The organism is Photorhabdus akhurstii (assembly GCF_018448925.1).
Classification (GTDB): domain Bacteria; phylum Pseudomonadota; class Gammaproteobacteria; order Enterobacterales; family Enterobacteriaceae; genus Photorhabdus; species Photorhabdus akhurstii.
Map to the genome: position 1 here is coordinate 318,492 of NZ_RCWE01000002.1, position 22,650 is coordinate 341,141.

A 22,650-nucleotide genomic window follows, 5' to 3' on the forward strand; every position below is an offset into this window, starting at 1 on the left:
TGCAGATGTTGCTTGCTCGACACCGCCAATTCGCGTAAAACTGTTATTCCAAAAACTATCTGATAATAACCCTCTAACTTTCTCCGCGGATATTATGTTTCAAAACAACCCGCTGCTTGCACAGCTAAAACAGCAACTTCATTCCCAAACACTTCGAGTAGAAGGTTTGGTCAAAGGTACCGAAAAAGGATTCGGATTCTTAGAAGTCGATGGGCAAAAAAGCTATTTCATTCCCCCCCCACACATGAAAAAAGTTATGCATGGCGATCGAGTAACTGCCGCTATTCATACTGATAAAGAAAGAGAGATCGCCGAACCAGAAACATTGGTCGAACCATTTCTAAATCGCTTCGTTGGCCGTATCCAGAAAAAAGAAAACGATAACCGTTTATGGATCGTTCCTGATCACCCACTGTTAAAAGATGCTATCCCTTGTCGGCCAGCCAATCAGGTCACACATCCATTTCAGCATGGTGATTGGGCCGTCGCTGAAATGCGCCATCACCCACTGAAAGGCAGCCGTGGGTTTCATGCGGAAATTACCGGCTATATTACTGAGAGTAGCGATCACTACGCCCCTTGGTGGGTAACACTAACTCGCCATAATCTGGAACGTGATGCTCCCACCATGACTGCCGATTGCCAGATGAACGATGGCGATCTTGAGCGCATTGACTTAACGTCACTGGATTTTGTCACTATCGACAGTGCAACCACGGAAGACATGGACGATGCTTTGCATATCGTTAAGCAAGATGATGGCAGCCTGAAACTCAGTATCGCCATCGCTGATCCAACCGCTTATATCGCGGCTAACAGCGAACTGGATCAAATCGCCCATCAACGTGCTTTCACTAACTACCTGCCGGGTTTTAACATTCCTATGCTGCCGCGCGACCTGTCAGAAAATTTATGCTCTCTGCGCCCTAACGCCCGCCGCCCGGCATTGGTTTGTCAAGTTTCCATTCTGGAAAATGGTCAACTGGGTGATGATATTGCGTTTTTCTCTACCTGGGTTGAATCAAAAGCTAAACTGGTTTACGACGAAGTTTCCGACTGGCTGGAAGAAACAGGAACCTGGAAACCTTCTTCTGAGGCAATTGGAACTCAAATCACTCTCCTGAAAGAAATGAGTGATCGCCGTAACCAATGGCGCCACCAAAACGCGCTTATTTTCAAAGATCGTCCTGACTACCGCTTCATCCTTGACGATAATGGTTATGTACTGGATATCGTGGTAGAACAACGCCGTACAGCCAACCGTATTGTTGAAGAAGCGATGATCACTTCTAACCTGTGCGCCGCAAAAATCCTGCGCGATAAATTAGGTTTTGGTATTTACAATGTCCATATGGGTTTTGAGCCGCTGCAAATTGAACAAGTGGTTGAATTACTGCAAGAAAATGGCATCGATGCCAATACAGAAGAGTTGTTGACCTTAAACGGCTTCTGCAAATTACGCCGTGAATTGGATAAACAACCAACACAATTCCTTGATAGTCGCATTCGTCGTTTCCAGACTTTCGCAGAAATTAAACCTGAACCCGGTCCTCATTTTGGTCTCGGTTTTGAGGCTTACGCCACCTGGACATCACCGATCCGTAAATACAGCGATATGATTAACCATCGCTTACTAAAAGCGATTATTCAAAAAACGGATGTGGAACAACCCTCAGAAGAAACCTGTTTGCAACTGGCCGAACGTCGCAGATTGAATCGTATGGCCGAACGTGATGTAGGAGATTGGCTATACGCACGCTTCCTGCACTCCCATGCAGGAACAGAGCAACGCTTTACTGCGGAAATCATTGATATTACCCGTGGCGGTTTACGTGTTCGCTTGGTCGATAACGGCGCCGTAGCCTTTATACCGGCGCCATTCCTGCATGCGGTGCGTGATGAACTGCAATGTAGCCAAGAGACCGGCACAGTGATTATCAAAGGTGAAACCGCTTACCAATTGAACGACATTATTGATGTTCGTATTGAGGAAGTCAGAATGGAAACGCGTAATATTGTCGCCCGCCCTGCGGTCTGATTTTTCTCACAACACTTTCTGCGCCAAACTACAGCGATTAAGCTGTAGTTTGTTATTAAAAATCCACAATCAAAGGGAAGAATTACATCACATTTTATTCGGCGCGGGGTGTCACTATATTGAACCAGAATGGAAAATTATCCAGCATACCAAGGAACTCATTAAACTTAGCGCGCTCTCCCTTAATTTTCACATTCCGTTTTTTCACCTCATTATCAAATTCTTCTTTACCCAAGTGAATTTTATCCAGAATAGCTTTGGTTAACGTCAATGTGACATCGGCCTGCGCCACTTGTTTACCCGTATAATTCAGTACCCCATTTTCCACGGTCAGTGTATAGCGCTTATTGAGATCGGTAAGATTAATGTTCATCACCAATTTCTTACTAGCAGCTTTAGGTCCATTCAACCGCACGGCCAGATAATCAAATAACATCTCCGGTGATATGGCACGAATCGTATCCGGGCTGCTAGTACTCAGACCGCCAGATTTTGGCACACCATGACGCAGTTCCGATGCGCCTTGCAAATAACTCGAACGCCAGGAATTTGATTCAGATTGATAACCTAATTGCTCATAGGTTTTAGCCAGCAATGCCTTCCCTGCCATACTATCGGGGTTAGCAAAAACAACATGCTTAATTACTTGCGCTACCCAACGGTATTCTCCTTTATCAAAATCAGCCTGCGCACGTTTGATCAACGCATCTTCCCCTCCCATATATTCCACATATTTAATCGCAGCAGGTTTCGGCGGCAGATTATTCAAATCAGAAGGATTTCCACTGTACCACCCCATATAGAACTGATAAACCGCACGAACGTTATGACTCAGTGCGCCATGATAGCCACGGTTGGGAAAATAATGTGCAAGCTCTGATGGCAATCTGAGCATCTCAGAAATTTCTTCACCCGTGTAACCTTTATTCATCAGATTCACTGTTTGGTCGTGAATATATTTGTATAAATCGCGTTGCTTTTTGAAATAATCCACCACACGCTCTTTACCCCACATCGGCCATTGGTGGCTCTGAAATTTTACCTCTACCTGATCCCCATATAATTCAATGACTTGATCAATATATTTCGACCAAGCTAAAGCATCGCGTACTTGGACACCCCGCAACGACAAAATATTATGCATGGTATTCGTCGTATTTTCCGCCATCCACATCGCTTTCCACTGCGGAAACCAGGTATTCATCTCAGCGGGAGCTTCCGTGCCAGGTGTTACCTGAAATACCATATCCACACCATCAACCGTCATTTTTTCGCCCGTAAGTTTGATAGTACGCGTTGGTGGGATCAACGTTACCGTTCCAGCCACCGATGCCAAACTCAAACCCGACCCCACATGCCCCTGGGGAGTACGCGGCAATACAGTACCAAACATATAAACAGCCCGACGGCTCATAGCATTACCGGCGATCACCTTCTCGCTAGCAGCCTGTTCCATAAAACCTTCTGGCGCAATAACTTGCACTTTTCCGGCTTTAACATCATCCTCGTTGACAATACCGCGCACACCACCGTAATGATCAACGTGAGAATGGCTGTAAATCACACTCACTACCGGCCTTTTACCCAAGTGTTTACTGACCAGATCGTAGGCTGCCTTTGCTGCTTCCGTGGATGTCGCCGGATCTAAAACAATCCATCCGGTATTTCCTGCAACAAAAGTAATATTAGCCAAGTCATAACCACGTACTTGATAAATATGATCGCTCACTTTATAGAGCCCATATTCCATATTCAGTTGCGCATTACGCCACAAACTAGGGTTAACCGTGTCTGGCGCAGGTGTTTTATCAGTAATAAATTTACGGTAACTATCGAGATCTAATATAACTTTACCTTTATCATCACGAATAATCAGAGAATCCGGCCTGGCGATAAGACCTCGTTTCGCATCATCAAAATCAGATTTATCATTGAATGGCAAAGTTGATGCCATTTCGGCATTAATTTGTTTAGTAATTTCCGTAGCAGGAAGGGAAAGTTTATCGTGACTAAATGATGAAGGACTAAGAATGGCAAACGATACTGCGGTTGAAATGGTTAATAAACATTTGTAATTCATAAGATAATATTCCTTTAGACAGATTAATCAGGTTTAAAACCAAAAATAACTTTATCCATAAAATCCAAACGATATGAATCATAGCCTGTTAATAATAGATAGGAATATGAAAATAAGTAAAGGAAACAAATCCAGGTTATCTCTATAAGAATCATAACAAAAAATAGTTGTTATTATAGGAAAACTATAAATAACAACATTAATTTCCCTTCTTCATTATTAAAATCAAATAACCTGACATATTAGACCTGAAAAAAGAATTATACGTAACCTTCTGTTAATAAATCTCTTTGCCGAAACTTAGCATCTTTTACATATCAAAATTTATAACACACCATTTATTCATCCTTTTATAGGAAAATATAACCATGTGATTACAAAATAATTTATATGGAAATAATTTTATTGATTGATAATTTTAAATATTAACAATTGATATTTGAAATTAACATCGATTGACTATAATCCAATGTGATCATCCATATGATCTCAAATTCACCGAGTAACGTTTCTATATAAAGAGTAACCGAGAAAAACCAGGTTAGTGCGGTAGCTATTGTCTATAGTTCAGTGCTAATCAAAACAAAGCGATAATCGCGCTTAACATGTAATACACATGAAAAATAAAGGAAATAACTATGACCATAACAACAGAACAAATTGCTGTTGACTATCCAATACCAACTTATCGATTTGTTGTCTCCGTTGGTGATGAACAAATCCCTTTCAACAGCGTTTCGGGACTAGATATTACTTATGATGTCATCGAGTACAAAGATGGCATTGGTAATTACTATAAAATGCCGGGCCAACGTCAATTAATCAATATTACGCTGCGTAAAGGGGTATTCCCTGGCGATACCAAACTTTTTGACTGGCTTAATTCCATTCAGCTTAATCAAGTTGAGAAAAAAGACGTTTCAATTAGCCTGACCAATGAAGCCGGTACCGAAATTTTAATGAGTTGGAGCGTAGCAAATGCATTCCCAACTTCATTAACTTCCCCCTCTTTTGATGCCACCAGCAATGATATCGCCGTTCAAGAAATAAAACTTACCGCAGACCGAGTAACCATTCAGGCTGCTTAAAGTATCACGATGACTGATATATCAGACGGGACAAAATGATGCTCAAAATTGGCATAACTGCCACCCGTCCAACTAAATTCACCATCCTACAGTTCACATATACCCTATAGATTTCAAGATGCATCGCGGCGGCAAGGGAGCGAATCCCCGGGAGCATAGATAACTATGTGACCGGGGTGAGTGAGTGCAGCCAACAAAGAAGCAACTTGAAAGATGACGGGTATAAAATATCGCCCAATAATTGGAGGCAATATATGCCAACATTAACAACTTATCCCGGCGTTTATATTGAAGAAGACGCCTCGCTATCTCTATCGGTTAATACCAGCCCAACTGCTATTCCTGTTTTTATTGGTAAATTTTTTAAAAAAAACGGCAATCAGCCAGCAAAAGGGAGCTGTATTAGAATTACTAGTTGGTTGGATTTTACTTCTCAGTTTTCACTTTCACCGGCCATATCAGTGATGGCTACAAGTAACAGTGAGAATTCCCCAAAAACCTATACCTATGCCGCCACTGTCACAGCCACAACCATTCCTCTCAGTGCCTTTGCTGTACAACACTATTTTAATAATGGTGGTGGAGTCTGTTATCTGTTGCCGGTGGAAGAAGGAGAAGAGTTAGCAACGCTGCCAGACCTGATTGAAAAACAACAGGAGATTACCTTACTGGTCTGTCCTGAAACGAATACAACGTTAAAACAGAACGTTTATAACGCCGTAAATTCTCTATTAAAGGATAAAGTAGGTTATTTCCTAATTGCTGATAGCGAAGATGGAACAAATAAGCCAGATACCCAAAAGGATAAAACCGCTGTCTATTACCCTAATTTAGAAACCTCTTTTACTTATAGCCGTCCGGCAGATGCTGATATTGCTCTGAGTGGTTATGAAAGCTTGACTAAGCTGGCAGAACTGAAATCAAAATCAACAGCGGAGTATGATAAAGCTAAAAAAGCCGTCGACGACATATTGAAAGCCACTAAAATTACCTTACCCCCTAGTGCCGCCGTTGCGGGGGCCTATGCGGCAACCGATGCCAGTCGTGGTGTCTGGAAAGCACCCGCTAATGTGGCATTGAATAATGCCAAACCATCTGAGCCGATCACAAATGATAAGCAAGGCACCATGAATGAAGCCGGTATTAACGCTATCCGTCACTTTACCGGCAAAGGCACGTTGATTTGGGGAGCACGTACATTAGACCAAACGGACAACTGGCGTTACATCCCGGTACGACGTTTATTTAATGCGGCGGAACGAGACATCAAGCGGGCAATGCGATTTGCCGTCTTTGAACCTAACAGCCAGCCAACTTGGAAGCGGGTACAAACAGCTATTGACAACTACCTCTATCAACTTTGGCAACAAGGGGCACTCGCGGGAAATAAACCGCAAGAAGCCTACTTTGTCCAGATTGGTAAAGATATCACCATGACCGATGACGATATCAAACAAGGCAAAATGATTGTCAAAGTCGGTATGGCAGCGGTTCGTCCGGCTGAATTTATTATCCTTCAATTCTCACAACATGTAGCACAGTAACCGTACTGAGGCGCGGTTTAACACCGCGTCCATTCAGTCATTGAGGAGATGATAATGACAACAGAGACAAAACAACCGGGCGTCACGATAACGGAAAGCCGTATATCTCTGCCACCAAACAATGAATTTATCGGTGTCCCCGTTTTTATTGGTTATACCGAAACAAGCTCAAGCAATAAAACCGCTATTAAACTAAACAGCCTGACTGACTTTACCCAACATTTTGGTGAATCAGGATTAACCTATTATTCAGTACGCCATTTTTTTGAAAACGGTGGTCAGCAAGCCTATGCATTGTCATTGGGTCATGATAAATCGCTAAATGATTTTCAATTATTGATCACCACCCTAAAACAGGACTGGGTTAAACAAGCTATTTCCGCAGAGAACGAAATCACGCTGATTGTCGCACCTGATATTGCTCGTTTTAGTGATACCAACACCCCAAAAGACCTTTGGCTACAATCTTGGCAATCAATACTTGAACTTTGCAAAAGCCGACGCGGCATCATGGGATTACTGGATGCTCCTGACGATCCAACATTAGCTGCTAATTGTCTGGATGATTTTTCTTCAAGTGATCGACAATGGGGCGCCGTATACTGGCCAAGGCTGATAAGCACCTACCAGGAGAAAGATAAACATATCGTACTTTCACCTACCGCTGCGGTCGCCGCTGTTATACAACGCAATGACAACCAAAAAGGCGTATGGACAGCCCCTGCCAATGTCGCTTTAACCAAGGTGATCAGCCCGGTACGCTCTTACATTGAAGCAGGCGCCCTCCTTAACCTTAATCAAGAAGGCACTTCGTTGAATCTGGTTCGCAGTTTCCCCGGCAAAGGCATTAAAATCTGGGGATGCCGCACACTGGACAACACGCCGGGTTCCCCTTGGCGCTATATCCAAATTCGCCGACTGGTTTCCTATATCGAAACCCACATGACCCAACTTGGCCGAGCCTTCGTCTTTGAACCCAATAACGCCATCACCTGGATGAAATTTAAAGGTCAGGCCCACAACTGGTTACGTCAGTTATGGTTAAAAGGTGGATTGCGCGGCACTCAGGAAGATCAAGCATTTGAGGTGTTACTGGGTGTTAATGAATCAATGAGTGAAGCCGATATCCTGGCCGGAAAAATGATCATGAAAATCAGGCTGGCCCTGTTAATTCCGGCGGAATTTATTGAGCTGAGTCTGACATTTGATATCCGTAACAATACCGTACCTAGTTAATCTCAACAGGGGAAAAACATGTACAACTTATACACCCCGTCAGTATCACACCGTTTTATCGCCAGTTTTCTGTTTAACAACATTCCCAGTCCACTTGATATCGCCTTTCAGCGCATATCGGGCCTGAGTCGAGAACTGCAAACCACTCAATACAGCCAAGGTGGAGAAAACGCCAGAAATGTCTGGCTAACCGAAAAGATCCAACATGGCAGTCTGGTATTGGAACGTGGAGTCATGACCATCACCCCACTCACCTTAATATTTGATCGCGTGCTGCGCGGTGAGAAAGCGGTGTATGCCGATGTCGTCATCATGCTGCTGAACGAAAACACGTTACCTGTAGCAAGCTGGACCGTCAGTAACGCGCTACCGGTTCGTTGGTCCACCAGCGACTTTGATGCTAATAGCAACACCGTGTTGGTGAGCTCACTAGAACTACGTTATCAGGATATGCGCTGGTTAGGAGTAAAAGCATGACTGTAGAAATTAAAGAACTGATTATTCAGGCTAAAGTCACCGATCCGACGAATGATCAACTTGGCTCACGAACATTAGCTCAAGAAAAGCTGGATAACGCCCGTTTGATTGAAATGGTGAAACGGGAGGTATTAGAGGCATTACGTGAAACAGGAGGTGGTTATGAGTTTAATTGAACGCGGTTTATCCAGACTCACCTTAACAGCCTTCAAAGATCGGGAAGGCAAAATTTCCGTGGGTAGCTTACAAGCCATGTACAACCCCGATACGATCCAACTTGATTACCAAACCCGCTACCAACAGGATGAAAGTGTCAATCGTGCCAGCCAAAGCAGCCGCTATGTATTATCCCAACCTGCCGGATTATCCTTAGTCCTGCTATTTGATGCATCGATGCCCGGCAATAGCACGCCAATAGAAACTCAGCTTGCGACCCTAAAATCACTGTGTGCGGTTGATGCCAGCACCAAAGTACCCCACTTCCTTAAAATCAAATGGGGAAAAATGCGCTGGGAAAATAAAGGTTATTTTGCCTGCCGGGCCAGTGGCCTTGCCATCAACTACACCCTGTTTGACCGGGACGCCACCCCTTTACGGGCCAGTGCGACCTTATCTTTAGTGGCAGATGAAAGCTTAGTGATTCAGGACACTGAGCGGCAATTAAAATCGCCACCGGTCACTGCGGTTAGCGTCACAGACATGCTCTCCTTACCCTTGATTGCTTTAGGCGCCGGCGCTTCTCTGGCAGGCGGTATCGATTATCTCTCTCTGGCCTGGCAGAACGATCTGGATAATCTTGATGACTTTACCCCCGGGCAAACCTTACAAGCACGGAGGGATACATGAAAATACCCACAGTAATCATCAAGATAGGTGGTAAGACACTCAACCAATTTACCGTAATCAGCCTGACAACCCACCATCACATCAACGGCATCCCTTCGGCCAACATCACTCTGGGTATCGCCGGTGATGCCAGCCATATTTTTGACGCCAAGACGCAGGCTGAATTGACAAGCTGTCGCCCGAATCATGAAGTTATCGTGCAGATGCAAAAAACCGTGTTATTTAAGGGCGTTATCGTGCGGCAAACACTGGGTCTTAAAGGTCAAGACAGCATCATTACCCTGACAGCAAAACATCACCTGCAAAAATTAACCCATAGCTTTCACTCACAGCTATTTAATAAACAGAGTGATGAGGCGATTATCAAAAAACTCTTTAATCAGAATGGCATCCAAACGACGATCAAACAGGCGCCGCAACTCAAAACCGTTCATGAACAAATGGTGCAATTTCGTTGCAATGACTGGGCATTCCTAAAAAGCCGATTGACTGCGACTAACACCTGGTTATTGCCCGGTAATGAATCAGTTACCTTGATAACACCTAAGGCACTGAATAAGTCAACTGTGCATACCCTTCATCGGCATGCCAGCGATCAAAACATTGTGCTATTTGAAGCGGATCTCCAGTGGAATAACCAACACAACCCCAAAACCGTGAGTATACGTGCCTGGGATGTGACTCAACAAAAGCTTTCTCAGGCAATCAATACCCAAAACAGCAAGCTTGGCAGTAACAAGCTGGCCGTGGACAGTATCGATGCGCTAGCTGATAAAGAGTGGCAATTGGCTTACAGCTATCCATTGAATAACGAACAAGCCAAACATCTTGCTCAAGGCATTATGGATAACTTACGCAGTCATAATATATCCGGTAGCTTTGAAATCGAAGGTAATCATCATTACCAACCGGGGAATGTTCTGGCGTTAAACGGCTTTGGTCAGGGAATGGATGGTCAAGGGATTATCACCGGAGTAAATCAGATAATTAACCAGCGGCAAGGTTGGCGCACCCGATTAACCTTAGGCATGTTGCCGGATGTAGACCCTCCGGTGCCGCAGGTAAAAGAGTTACACATCGGTATCGTGGAAAAATATCAGCAAGACAGCCAATCGCTAGGCCGTATTCCCGTCAGAATACCGGCATTAAACCTAACCCAAGGTGTACTCTTTGCACGTTTAGGTAAACCTTATGCCAGTCATGAAAGTGGGTTCTGCTTTTATCCAGAACCGGGGGACGAGGTGATTATCGGCTTCTTTGAATGTGACCCTCGTTTCCCGGTGATATTAGGCTCCATGCATAATCCTAAAAATAAATCGCCGGTAGAACCCAGTGAAAAAAATCCGGTGAAAACCTTAGTGATCAAACAAGGAGATAAACAACAGGCATTAATATTCGATAACAAAGAAAACACCGTGGCACTTAATAGCGGAGAAAATAAAGTCTCTCTGCAACAGGATAAAGATATTACGCTCAATTCAACTAAAAATCTCATCACTCAAGCTCAGGAAATTAACATACAAGCGGAAAAATCTCTGTCAGCTATAGGAAAATCCGGCGTTGATATTAAAGGCTCGAAAATTAACTTAACACAGTAATGAGGTATTGAAATGACAAACCCAATATTAGCCGATATTTATGGGCGCGGCTGGAAATTTCCGCCCCAGTTTTCTCTTAAGACTGGCGTAGCAATGGCCGAAGGCGCCGAAAATGTTCGCCAAAGTATAAAAATCCTTTTTTTAACTGAACCCGGTGAACGGATTATGCGTGAAGATTATGGCTGCGGTCTGAATGATTATATGTTTGAAAATATCAGTGATGAATTGTTGTCGGAGATTCAAACCCGTATTGAAGAGCGAGTTCTGCGCTATGAACCTCGTGCTGAAATCACCGATATTCAGGTAACTCAGAAAACAGATTCACCGAATACCTTACATATTCAAGTGACCTATGCCCTAAGAGGCAGTGAAATTAGTCAACAGCTTGAAGGTATTCTTGAAGTCAACGAAGGTCGGGCAAAGGTGAGCCTATGAGTAAGCAATTGATCATCGATGGAGATAGTCTGTTATTCGAACCCTTATTCGGCAACCGGCAAGTCACCATTTTGGGACCGGCAATTATCAGAGGCAGCGGGCACGCCCAAATTCAAGGTAAAAAGATTGCCATTGTAGGTGATGAAAAAAAGGTACAGCTCCAGGCGCAATATATTACCCCCAGCCACCCAACACTCGGCATGGGTATAGTCACCATTGCGCAATTGGATGCCAGCCAACAAGTCAACTTTTGCCGCAGTAATGCCACGGTAATTGTTGTCGGGCAGCAATTTACCGCCCGTTTTACTCCGACACAACCGGCGATTAATCCGTCAGGCGTACCGGATATAACAACACCCAGTATGGGAAAAGGCCGTTTTATTGCCGGTCAATATATCGCTAATGCCGGATAAATAACCTCTAAAAATCCATTATTAAATAACGATCCTATTACGCAAAGCTATCATCAATATATTCAAATAACAGGTGGTATAATATGGGACTCACCGAATTAAAAAATAAACTTGCCGCTATCGTACCAGAGACAGAATTTAAACTTGATGAAAGAAATACGCTGGATATTTTAAACTGGCTACAAGAATACTCTAAGGAAATACCTTTCGGTCAAGAGAAAGAAAAATTCTGGGATAGCTTCTATTTTATTCAGGAAAATAATCCTGAGAAATTAGCAGATATTTACCAAAAAATTAATAAAGCAGATGGAAATTTACCGGCACATCAAGCTTTTGTATTGGCTTTTTTAAAACTCTTAGAAACAACCAAAGTTTTATTTAATACCTTCCCGGTACGACATCGTGATCTTTATTATCGGGAATTATTAGGATTGAAACCGAGAAATGCACAAGCGGATAGCGTTGCTTTAGGCATTACCTTAAATACAGATAAGGCAGAATATCTTATCCCTAAAGGAACCCTGTTTGACGCCGGGCAGGATAACACTGGAAACCCATTACAATATGCATCAGATGCTGATCTACTGGCGAACCAAGGAAAATTAAGCGACCTGCGTTGGTATCGGAAAGATAACGATAGTTGGAAATCGGCGATACTATTAAGCGACTCAGATAATATTAAATTACCTGAAAACGGTATTAAGCTTTTTAGCCCAACCCCCAACGATGCTCCAATCTTATCTGGTTATCTGATTACCTCTTCTTTATTTGCTATGTCGAAAGGAGTGCGTAATATTGAGGTAACTCTAGCAAATGAGTGGATGGGTAATCCTAACAACATTACTGCTCAGATCAGTTCTGGAAAACATTGGCTTTCACTGTTAGTAAAAAAAGCAGAGGCCAATCTTAAACTCATCTTAAGCTTATCAGCTAACGATGAACCCATCAGCCCCCCTGATTCCTTAGATAATATGGAGTTTAATGTCCCCGTATTAAAACTAGGCACCACTCAAGGAGCGATGTTACCCAAGATTATGGGTATTGAAATTAGCACTAACGGCAACAGTAATGTACGTTATTCCTCTGATAGAGGTGTTGAAAACGTAGGTACGACTAGTTTTCCCTTTGGGCAATCACCGTCACTAAATTCCGGTTTTAATCTGATTGCTCCTGAATGGTACGGCTTTGAAAACGCAACACTCACGATTACTCCCCAATGGGTGGGATTGCCCGAAGAGAATTTTAAAACGTGGTATAAAGCATATAACTCTCAACCCGATAATAGTGCATTTAAAGTACAGGGATATTTAGTTACGCCTCAGGGAAAAAACAAACTAAAAGAGATTAATACTCAAAAAGAAATTGAGACTCAACCATTATTTTATGGAACGGATAAACCACAAGGAAAAAGCCTGAGTTTTCCTTTACCAGTAATGAATTGTCTTATTGCAGATAGCCAATCTCCAAACGACTGGCCAGCTTTTATTCGTGTAGAATTAGCTGAACAGGATTTTATGCATTCTCAGTACAATGAAACGCCCCAAAATAAAGCATTACCCTATACTCCTCAGGTCAGTTCATTGAAAATTGAATTCAGAGCAGAAGTCAAAACTGGGCAATATTCTGTTTATCCTCTCACCCCTTTTGGCTGGGACAAAGCAAACGCAGAAACGCCATCATTAATCAGCGACACATTTTATTTAGGTTTTACCGATGTACTACCAGGACAAACTTTATCCCTGTACTGGCAATTAGAAGGTATTAAAAAACTACCTTTATCCTGGTCTTATCTAAACCAAGAAAATACCTGGAGTGCATTGGATAATTTGGTACACGACCAAACCCGCAATCTATTTGATCGAGGAACTTGGCGTACCTTATTACCACAGGATGCTTCAAACCAAGCATCCCAAATGCCGAAGGGGCAATACTGGGTGAAGGCACAAATTTTACAGACGAATCAAGCAATACTGACTGACCTATATTGGCATCGGAAAGATAACGATGGCTGGAAATCTGCAACACCTCTTCGCCTTTCAAATAACATGAAATTACCAACAAATGGTATCCAGATTTTTAGTCCAACATCTAATGATATCCCGATTCTATCCGGCTACCTAATTACTTGGCCTTTATTCACATTCCTAAAAAAAGGGCTCAACATTACATTAATTTTGGGAAGTAAATGGGAAGGTAATTCTGAGAATATAGCTGCTAAAATAAGTTCAGGGAATCACTGGTTAACACTGTCAGTCGAATATCTCAGTGACATTAATAGTATTAAGTTGCAATTACCAGACGATGATAACAATGATCCCATCAGCCCCCCTAATGCTCTGGATAATATGACGTTCGATACGCCATTGTTAAAATTGACAACTACTGAGGGTTTCACTTTACCCTGGATTTATAAAATATGTATTAACAGCAACATCGTGCTCTCTGCTTCCGACAATTCAAAAGCAAAAATCTCTCATTTCCCTTTTGGCCAATCGCCATCACTGGACTCCAGTTTTAGTCCGAAGGTAGTTCCCCCTGAATGGATTAACTCTGAATATGTATCAAACACAACATTCACTATTACTCCTCAATGGGTCAACTTACCTACAGAGAACTTTTCATCGTGGTATAAAGGATATGCTAATAAACCTACCAATAACAATGTATTTAAAGTGGAAGGCTATCTTGTCACTCCCTACAGAGGAGAGAAAAAACTTGATGAAATTCTGTCATTATTTGATGGCGAAAATGCACCACAAGGAAAAAGCCTGACTTTTACCTTACCTGACAAGCATTACTTATATTCAAACAGCGATCAATCAACTAGTATAAAAATAAAACTAGTTGAGCAAGACTTTATGCACACCCAATACGAGAAAAGTTCTACAGGTAAAAATAAGCCCTATACCCCAGAACTCAGTAAATTACAGGTGGAATTCAGTGCTACAGCTTTCCGTCGACAATTTTCCGTTTATCCCCTCACACCTTTTGGCAAGGACGAAGCCGGAAAAGATATAACACCATTAACCCACGATACATTCTATTTAGGTTTTACCGATATATCACCAGGGCAAACTTTTTCTCTATATTGGCAGCTAAAGGGCCTGAAAAATCTATCTTTGTCTTGGTTTTATCTGAGTCAAAGAAATACCTGGGAATTATTAAATAGATCAACTTACCACCAAACATATAATCTATTTGAATCAGAAGATCAAAGTATCCTATTACCACAGGACGCTTCAAACCAAGCATCTCAAATGCCAAAGGGGAGATACTGGCTAAAAGCGCAGATAGAACAGGAGAAAAAGCAGATAAAGATAGTCCCTCCAGATTACCCAAGAATTAAAGGATTGTTATATAACGCCACAACAGCCACGTTAATCAACACAGTAACAGTAGAACAAGATCACTTTATCAGCGGATTAGCCGTTAATAGCATTAAACAGCCAGTGAACTCATCTGTTGCAATCAGTGAAGTGGCTCAACCTTGGACATCTTGGAATGGTCGTCCGAAAGAAGACGGACAAACCTTTTTGAAACGGATTCCCGCTCGGCTGTCCCATCGTAATCGAGCATTAAATTGGAGCGATGTTGTCACCTTACTAAAAGAGCGGTTTGTCAGTATATTTGATGTCAAATACCCTTCTACCAATGAATTAACCAAAATACCAGCGCCAGAAAAGCGCCAATTAATCGTCATCCCTAATAATCGTTACAAAGATAATGATGATTCACTTCGTCCAGAATTGAACCAAGCTCGATTAACTGAAATGGTCGAATGGTTAGATCAATTAAGTAGCCCCTGGACAACCATTGAAATTAATAATCCCACATACGTTGATGTCCCGATTAGCTATGAATTGGTATTTGCTTCAGGAGTTAATCCCGATTATGGCCGCCATCAATTACAACAGGAACTGAGTCGAATCTACATGCCGTGGGGAGAAAATATTGCTATTGGCGTAACACCAGGTAATCGCATTGACTATTACCAGTTATTAGCCACGATTCAACAATCACCTTATGTTGAACGGGTCACTAGCTTGACTTTGCAAAAAGGCAATCCACCCACAGATACCGTAGGTAAAAGTATAGAAGCCGACGATGATGAAGTATTGATTTTAGTCTGGTAATAATCCCCCCTAAACGAAGGAGTTAACAAATGAATAATCAAGATAGACTATTTCCCATTATTAAAGACGATATTGCCTTTGATACCTTACTTACTCAGGCAAAAACCGTTATTGAACAACAATCCGGCCAATGTTGGAACGATATGGGGGAAAATGATCCAGGCATCACCTTATTAGAAGCTTGTTGTTATGGCGCGTCTGATTTAGCTTACCGTCATTCATTACCACTGAAAGATCTTCTTACTCCTAAACAAGAGGAACAAACATCCAGAGACGGTATTTTCCCTAAAGAGTTTGGCCCACAACAAATATTGACTTGTGGCCCTATCACCGAAGAGGATTATCGCCGAGCTTTGTTGGATTTGCATAGCAACGACAAAAGAGATGGTTATTTCTTCTTTGATGACGTGCAACTTATTCATGAACCTGAAAATCAACGCTATACATACTGGTATAACAAACAAGAACGGCAATACAGTTTTATTAAAAAGCAATATAGCAGTTCATCACAGTTAAAGTTAACACTCAGGGGAAATTATTGGCTTTATTTACTCCCTAGTCGAGAAACCGAAAAAGTTCAAGATAATAGAATTCAAGCTCAGAAAAAGTTGGATGATTTTCTGAGGGACAATCGCAACTTAGGAGAATCAATCAGTAAAATTATTTGGCTGGAACCCATCGATCTACCATTGAAAATTGATATTCAACTTGATGATGACGTTAAAGATATCACTGATATATTCACTAAAGTTTACACGGCGGCAGAACAAATGGTAGTTGAAAAACCACGACGTTATACCACCCAAGCTATGAGAGAAATGGGTTACAGTAGTGAAGAAATTTTTAATGGGCCCTATTTACGTCATGGTTGGATTCCCCAATTACCTTCAAACGAAGATTACACCAAACCTAAAGAACTAAATCTAAGTCCCTTAGTTAACCAACTACTGAGAATCAAAGGAATCAAAAAAGTTACCCAATTCACGTTAGATAAGGATAATGAAAGAATTTCTAAACTACCAAACGATAATTGGTCCTGGACAATCGATCAGGGGTTCTATCCCAGACTATGGGGCAACGATCCCTTACAGTCAATTACCTCATCAAATAGCCCACTCACCATTACAGCCAAAGGTGGCGTTAAAATTGTTGTTTCCAAACAAGATGTAAAGGAAAAGCTCATTGCAGAGCCTCTGATTGAAACACAACCTGAATTACTGGATTGGGGTAAATATCGTAAGGTCTTGGATTACTATCCGGTAAGCAATAAATTACCCGCTTGCTATGGATTACAAACTAATACCCAACAGCAAGTACAATTACATCAGTTCATGTTACCTTTTGAACAAACTTTGGCTAATCACTGCGCTGATCTCGCCTTGTTACCAAAACTATTGGCTTTTAAACAACGAGGGAATACTGTACGTGGTACTCAATGGCCTTTTAAAGAAAATACTGTAGCTCAAAATAAAAATACTCATCAAAACATAAAATCTCATTTAATTAATCAAATGAATAATGAAGCTGAAATCAATAATAATGATAAAAACTATACTAAAGAATTGGCGATGTTAGACTATCTATTGCAATATTTTGGAGCGCAATGTGCAACCCCTCTCCTATCACAAAACTCAAATTCTCAGGAAGATTTTCTATCTACTCAGCGCGAATATCTTTCTCAACAACCTGGCTTAGCCTATCAACGTAATAATATTCGTATTGATAAAGTGTCAGCGCTACAAAAACGCATTGCCGCCCGATTGGGTCTGGGAGGAGAGTGTTTCAAAGAAACACCAGAACTGGATAAACTCCCTTTTTATTTAATTGAACATCGTCAACTCTTACCAATAAAACCTAATGAAAAATTCAATAATGACCAAACACCTGATAATCTAGAAATTAAAAATGATCAAGTCATGATTACACAAACTGATACAGCAGGCCATTTAATGCAAGGTCAAGTTATTAATCTGGAATTTAGAGAAGACTACAATGTATTCAAATTTCTGAACCTAATGATCACTGAAGTGACAGGAGATACATTCACTATTAACACCAATAACAATAATGATCTAAAAAACAATCTGGACAAATTACAAAACGCATCTAAGCAGCTTAATAGCCTGCACTGGCGCAATAGTTCCGTGTGGATAGAAGATATGGATTATCAACTCGTTTATGACAGTGAAGAGAATCAAGAAGAAACCGAAAATAAACGATGGATTACCCTTAATGACCAAAACCCCTTCCCTGCCATGATCGAAAAGAATGATGAAATCACAATAAGAACCAAGTCCGATTATGAACTTACAACCCAAATTGTGCAACTTGATAGTGCTAATAACCGGATATTACTTAGAAAAGATGTAAATTCAAAAAACGAATTTCCATCAAGAGAATATATATCACACCACTGCTTGTCCTACACAAAATATGATTACGGATACGGAGAGGAACGCACATATAAATTGATTTCTGCCGATACAACCTCAAATGAAAATGAACGCTGGATTACCATCAGAAAACAACCCGATGACTCTCCTTACGATAGTTTTCCTTTTGATATGTTCCAAGCGGATGATGAAATAATACTAAAACTTGACCCGGATTATGAGCTTAAAACACAGGTAAAAGAATTTGATCGTATAGAAAAACGAATATTAGTTGAAAAAAACATAGATCAAATAAATAATTTTCCATCGGAAAGCAACGCATCGCACTCTTATTGGTACTTCTCCGGAGAAAGATATATCCAATCTGACCAATTTTCATTTGTAGTCAGCATAGTACTGAATCGAGAACGCATTAAGAGCGGCACTACTGATTTTTACAAATTAGAATCTTGGGTGAAAACTGAAATTTTAGCTGAACTGCCCGCTCATATCTCACTCGTTATTCATTGGCTATCATCGGAAGAATTCGAAAAATTTGCCAGCACTTATAAACTTTGGCAAAATAATGGCGCTCCTTTAGGTGATCACGCATATAGAATTCTAGAAACATTAACACTAGGAAAGAAACCTTCTGCTTCAGTAGAAGAATACAGTGAAGAAATAATGATTTCATAAGGATTATTTTATGATATCTAATATTACAAAGATATCTATGAATCCAAATATTCATAAGTTATTTTAGTGTATTAATATCCTGTGGCAATTATTATTGCGATTCTATGAAATATTTCACTCTTAGCTTTCTCTATATCTGTTAATTACAAAGAGAATATTAATATGGTTTCAGATCCAAATCTATTAAATCGAATTATTATTACTATTACAGCCAATAATCCACAGGTAGCTAAAAAAGTATTACATGGCTCCCTGCTTAATCAATCCAGTATAAATAAGTTAATCAATTCTTATTTTAACCCATATATCATTAATGCAAATATCTATTTGGAAACACTTACCCTGAACCTTGGCGAAATAAGATTAGATGATTTTAATTCACTGTTTCCTATTCTACTTAATGCTACATTAATTCAAGCATTAAGCCAATATCAGGTAAATAATCAGACTGATATTGAGAAATTTATTCATTACTTACATCAAAAAAATCCCACATTAAACCCGATGGAGAAAATTAAGAAGAATAAAATTACTGATGTAAACATTAAAGAATTAATTAACCAATTATCTCATATACAAAATAACTGGACACTTTTATTAGCAAGAAGCTGTTTATCTGAGCATAGTCTGCAAAACATTCTGGCTATCAGAGAACCCGCTTTATTAACTGCCATTAGTCGAAAATTATCGGAGAACACAGTCACACCGCAACATCAGGAGGAACCAGTTTCCTCCTGGCAATTAATACTGAATGCTCTGAAATATATACAACAACATAATACACAAGAAATACCTGAACCCGACGCGAAAATTATTTCACGTATCACGACTGGCATTAATAATGGTAAGATTAATATCGCATCTATTATTGCGCTATTTCGCCAGACTGCAACCGGTAATTCTCCATTAAATAATTGGTTAAAACCACTCTGGCAAACAATACCCGTTTCACAATACTGTAAAAAATATCTATCGGTTGAAGAATACCAATACCTGTCGAAATACTTTATTACAACAGGAGAAAATAACCATAACCAACCTAGAAATGACAACACACAACTCCCTGAACCAATTTTATTACCTGAACAACCGATAAACAATGCTGGAATATTAGTTTTATGGCCGATATTACCTGCGCTGTTTAATCAACTTGGTCTACTTGAAAAGCAGAAATTTATCCATCGTCAAGCTCAATTCAGTGCCGTTGTTATCCTTGATTATCTCATTTGGGGAACTGAAAAAGCACCGATAGAACGTAAAGGGTTAAACTCTATTTTATGTGGGCTAATGACTGACGAAAATATCGAATCAATATCCATTGAACCAGAGAAACAGTTAATAATAGATCAATGGCTGGACGCAGCTATCGCCCAACTTCCCGCATGGAAGAAATTAAGCCGTAATGACGCCCGTCAGTTATTTTTACAACGACCAGGTGAATTACGAATAGATGAACAAGAAATCAATATCACGGTACAACATCAACCGTTTGATGCACTATTATCTGACTGGCCTTGGCCATTAAATATCGCCAAACTACCCTGGCTGGATCATCCTTTACTAATCAACTGGCAAACTATTTAAAAGGTTTATATGAACTTACCTCTGACAAATAACCACTTTATGGCAGCAGAATTGCATTGGATTTATCCTCATCTGGAGCGTATTGATCTGCTATTACAACGCTACTATTATCAAAAGGGAAATTGGTACGATTCCTTACCGGAAAGTTTTTTACTGACCGAAGATGAAATAGAGCAACGTTTGATAAAACCATTAGGCATGCCTCATTGGTTAAAACAGAGTGATATTATTATTCATAAGGAAATAGAGAATAAAACTATTACCGGTACATTATCATTGTTGATAGAACGTTTTGAACTGACTGAATTTGAGCGTGATACTTTACTATTGGGTTTATTACCCCATTTTGACAGTCGTTATCATGCACTATTTGCTTTTCTGCACGGTAACAGTAAAAAGCAGTGGCCCAGTTTTGCTTTAGCAATTGAATTATTTAGCCAACGCCAAAGTGATTGGCAATTACTGCAAAATAGCTTTCTGCCTCAGACACCATTAATCAATCACCATCTGTTACAGCTTAATAACCATGAGGAACCCATTTGGCTGCAAACGCAATTTTTAACACACAGTAGCGTCTGGCATTTTTTATCCGGCCAACGGGTTATTTTACCTCCCCTGATAACCTGTGCTTATTGGCATTCTTCTACCTCACAGACTTGGTATCCGCAAACCCTTTATCATTCACTTAAAAAGATATTGTTAAATGAGATAGATGAAGTACGCCCACTGGTGATTCTCAAAGGGAAACAAGAGAGCGCCAGAGAATTAGCAGTCAATAATATTATGGCACTTCATGACATCAGTACCTTAATTCTCGATTTAACCCATCTACCGGACGAAGAGAATATCAACACTAAACCCGGCCTGTTAACAGACGCAATACGGGAAGCCCGGCTACACAATGCCTGCTTATTAATCCGCAATTTTTCTTTATTTGCAGAGGAAAAGAAAATATATCAAAGCGAATTGTCCACCCTGCTGAATCAACCAAAATTACGTGTAGTTTGTCTGGTAGAACCGGGAGATTCATTTGTATGGATTCAACATCTGCCAATGGTACAAATTGAGATGCCTATAGCAACGCCGGCAGAGAAAAAATCAATGCTAAAAGAAAATCTGCCAGATAATGCCGATCAAGGAATTAATCTTACTCAGTTATGTCAGCGTTTTTCATTTACTCCCGAAACGTTACCTTTAATTATTAAAGAAGCCGTTCAATATCAAATAATCCGGCAACCAGAAGACCAATTGAAGGAGATCGATTTGCGTAAGGCATTAAATTTCCGCGCCCAACAAAATTTCGGTAAATTAGCCCAACGAATAACCCCCAAACGCAATTTTAATGACTTGGTGGTTTCAGAGGGATTAACTCAACAACTGAAAGAAATTATTGCCGCTATTAATTACCGAAACCAAATATTAAACGCGGGTTTTCAAGAGAAAATAGGTTATGGTACCGGTATTAGCGCCCTATTTTATGGTGAATCAGGGACCGGAAAAACGATGGCCGCAGAAGTGATTGCCGGGCATCTTGGCGTTGATCTGATTAAAGTCGATCTCTCTAGCGTGGTGAATAAATATATCGGTGAAACGGAAAAAAATATCTCTCGAATTTTCGATTTGGCCGAAGCCGATTCCGGCGTGCTGTTTTTCGATGAAGCCGATGCCCTATTTGGCAAACGCAGTGAAACCAAAGATGCCCAAGACCGACATGCCAATATTGAAGTTTCTTATTTGCTACAACGCTTGGAAAATTATCCCGGATTAGTGATTTTAGCCACTAATAATCGTAGTCATTTAGATAGCGCTTTTAACCGCCGCTTTACCTTTATTACCCATTTTACTTATCCCGATGAAATATTACGTAAACAAATGTGGCAGGCAATTTGGCCTAAACAACTACATTTATCAGACGAACTTAATTTTGATCATTTGTCTAAACAAACAGATCTGACGGGTGCGAATATCCGAAATATTGCTTTATTAGCATCAATATTAGCAGTAGATGATAATAGTGAAAAGATTGATAACAAACATATAGAACGGGCAGTTATTCTCGAATTGAATAAAACTGGTCGATTGTTTTTTTAAACGTTTAATAAGATTGGAG

General features: G+C 40.7%; 15 protein-coding genes. 14 read left to right on the top strand and 1 reads right to left on the bottom strand.

The genetic code is table 11. The features are described from left to right. Positions 1-94 precede the first annotated feature (94 nt). A complete protein-coding gene (locus EAE93_RS04030; protein ID WP_214039128.1) occupies positions 95-2,038 on the top strand; it encodes an exoribonuclease II in 1,944 nt (647 codons plus the stop codon). 94 nt (positions 2,039-2,132) lie between these two features. Here the strand turns inward: EAE93_RS04030 and EAE93_RS04035 are convergent, their stop codons facing one another. Then, positions 2,133-4,118 carry an alkyl/aryl-sulfatase gene (locus EAE93_RS04035; protein ID WP_214039129.1) on the bottom strand — a complete coding sequence of 662 codons (1,986 nt, stop codon included), beginning with the start codon at positions 4,116-4,118 and terminating at the stop codon, positions 2,133-2,135. A gap of 638 nt (positions 4,119-4,756) precedes the next feature. On the opposite strand from EAE93_RS04035, the gene EAE93_RS04040 reads away from it, so the two are divergent. The 13 genes from EAE93_RS04040 (at position 4,757) to EAE93_RS04100 (ending at position 22,631) form a co-directional block, all read left to right on the top strand. Beyond that, entirely contained in the window at positions 4,757-5,206 is a 450-nt protein-coding gene (locus tag EAE93_RS04040; protein WP_036805841.1) for a phage tail protein, read from the top strand. Positions 5,207-5,460: 254 nt separating this feature from the next. Then, positions 5,461-6,750 (top strand): phage tail sheath family protein, encoded by a 1,290-nt coding sequence (locus tag EAE93_RS04045; RefSeq protein ID WP_110087329.1) that lies wholly within the window; start codon positions 5,461-5,463, stop codon positions 6,748-6,750. Positions 6,751-6,804: 54 nt separating this feature from the next. Then, complete coding sequence (locus EAE93_RS04050; RefSeq protein WP_214039130.1) at positions 6,805-7,986, top strand: phage tail sheath family protein; 1,182 nt, start codon at positions 6,805-6,807, stop codon at positions 7,984-7,986. 18 nt (positions 7,987-8,004) lie between these two features. Beyond that, positions 8,005-8,463, top strand: a complete 459-nt coding sequence (locus tag EAE93_RS04055; RefSeq protein WP_036805834.1) for a phage tail protein — start codon at positions 8,005-8,007, stop codon at positions 8,461-8,463. Further along, positions 8,460-8,639 (top strand): DUF5908 family protein, encoded by a 180-nt coding sequence (locus EAE93_RS04060; protein WP_036805831.1) that lies wholly within the window; start codon positions 8,460-8,462, stop codon positions 8,637-8,639. The genes EAE93_RS04055 and EAE93_RS04060 overlap by 4 nt, the downstream gene beginning before the upstream one ends. Beyond that, positions 8,626-9,309: a CIS tube protein gene (locus EAE93_RS04065; protein WP_110087332.1), complete on the top strand. Its 684-nt coding sequence runs from the start codon at positions 8,626-8,628 to the stop codon at positions 9,307-9,309. The genes EAE93_RS04060 and EAE93_RS04065 overlap by 14 nt, the downstream gene beginning before the upstream one ends. Next, entirely contained in the window at positions 9,306-10,907 is a 1,602-nt protein-coding gene (locus EAE93_RS04070) for a phage baseplate assembly protein V (RefSeq protein ID WP_110087333.1), read from the top strand. Before EAE93_RS04065 ends, EAE93_RS04070 begins: the two co-directional genes overlap by 4 nt. 12 nt (positions 10,908-10,919) lie before the next feature. Beyond that, on the top strand, positions 10,920-11,342 hold the full coding sequence (locus EAE93_RS04075; protein ID WP_110087334.1) for a GPW/gp25 family protein: 423 nt from the start codon (positions 10,920-10,922) through the stop codon (positions 11,340-11,342). Beyond that, the gene (locus EAE93_RS04080) at positions 11,339-11,755 is read left to right on the top strand and encodes a hypothetical protein (RefSeq protein ID WP_214039131.1); all 417 of its coding nucleotides are present in this window, start codon (positions 11,339-11,341) and stop codon (positions 11,753-11,755) included. Before EAE93_RS04075 ends, EAE93_RS04080 begins: the two co-directional genes overlap by 4 nt. Before the next feature lie 83 nt (positions 11,756-11,838). Next, positions 11,839-15,888: a hypothetical protein gene (locus tag EAE93_RS04085; protein ID WP_214039132.1), complete on the top strand. Its 4,050-nt coding sequence runs from the start codon at positions 11,839-11,841 to the stop codon at positions 15,886-15,888. Between the two features lie 29 nt (positions 15,889-15,917). Then, positions 15,918-18,956 (top strand): hypothetical protein, encoded by a 3,039-nt coding sequence (locus EAE93_RS04090; RefSeq protein WP_214039133.1) that lies wholly within the window; start codon positions 15,918-15,920, stop codon positions 18,954-18,956. Positions 18,957-19,118: 162 nt separating this feature from the next. After that, a complete protein-coding gene (locus EAE93_RS04095; protein ID WP_214039134.1) occupies positions 19,119-20,540 on the top strand; it encodes a contractile injection system tape measure protein in 1,422 nt (473 codons plus the stop codon). Between the two features lie 9 nt (positions 20,541-20,549). Then, complete coding sequence (locus EAE93_RS04100; protein WP_214039135.1) at positions 20,550-22,631, top strand: ATP-binding protein; 2,082 nt, start codon at positions 20,550-20,552, stop codon at positions 22,629-22,631. Positions 22,632-22,650: the final 19 nt, after the last annotated feature.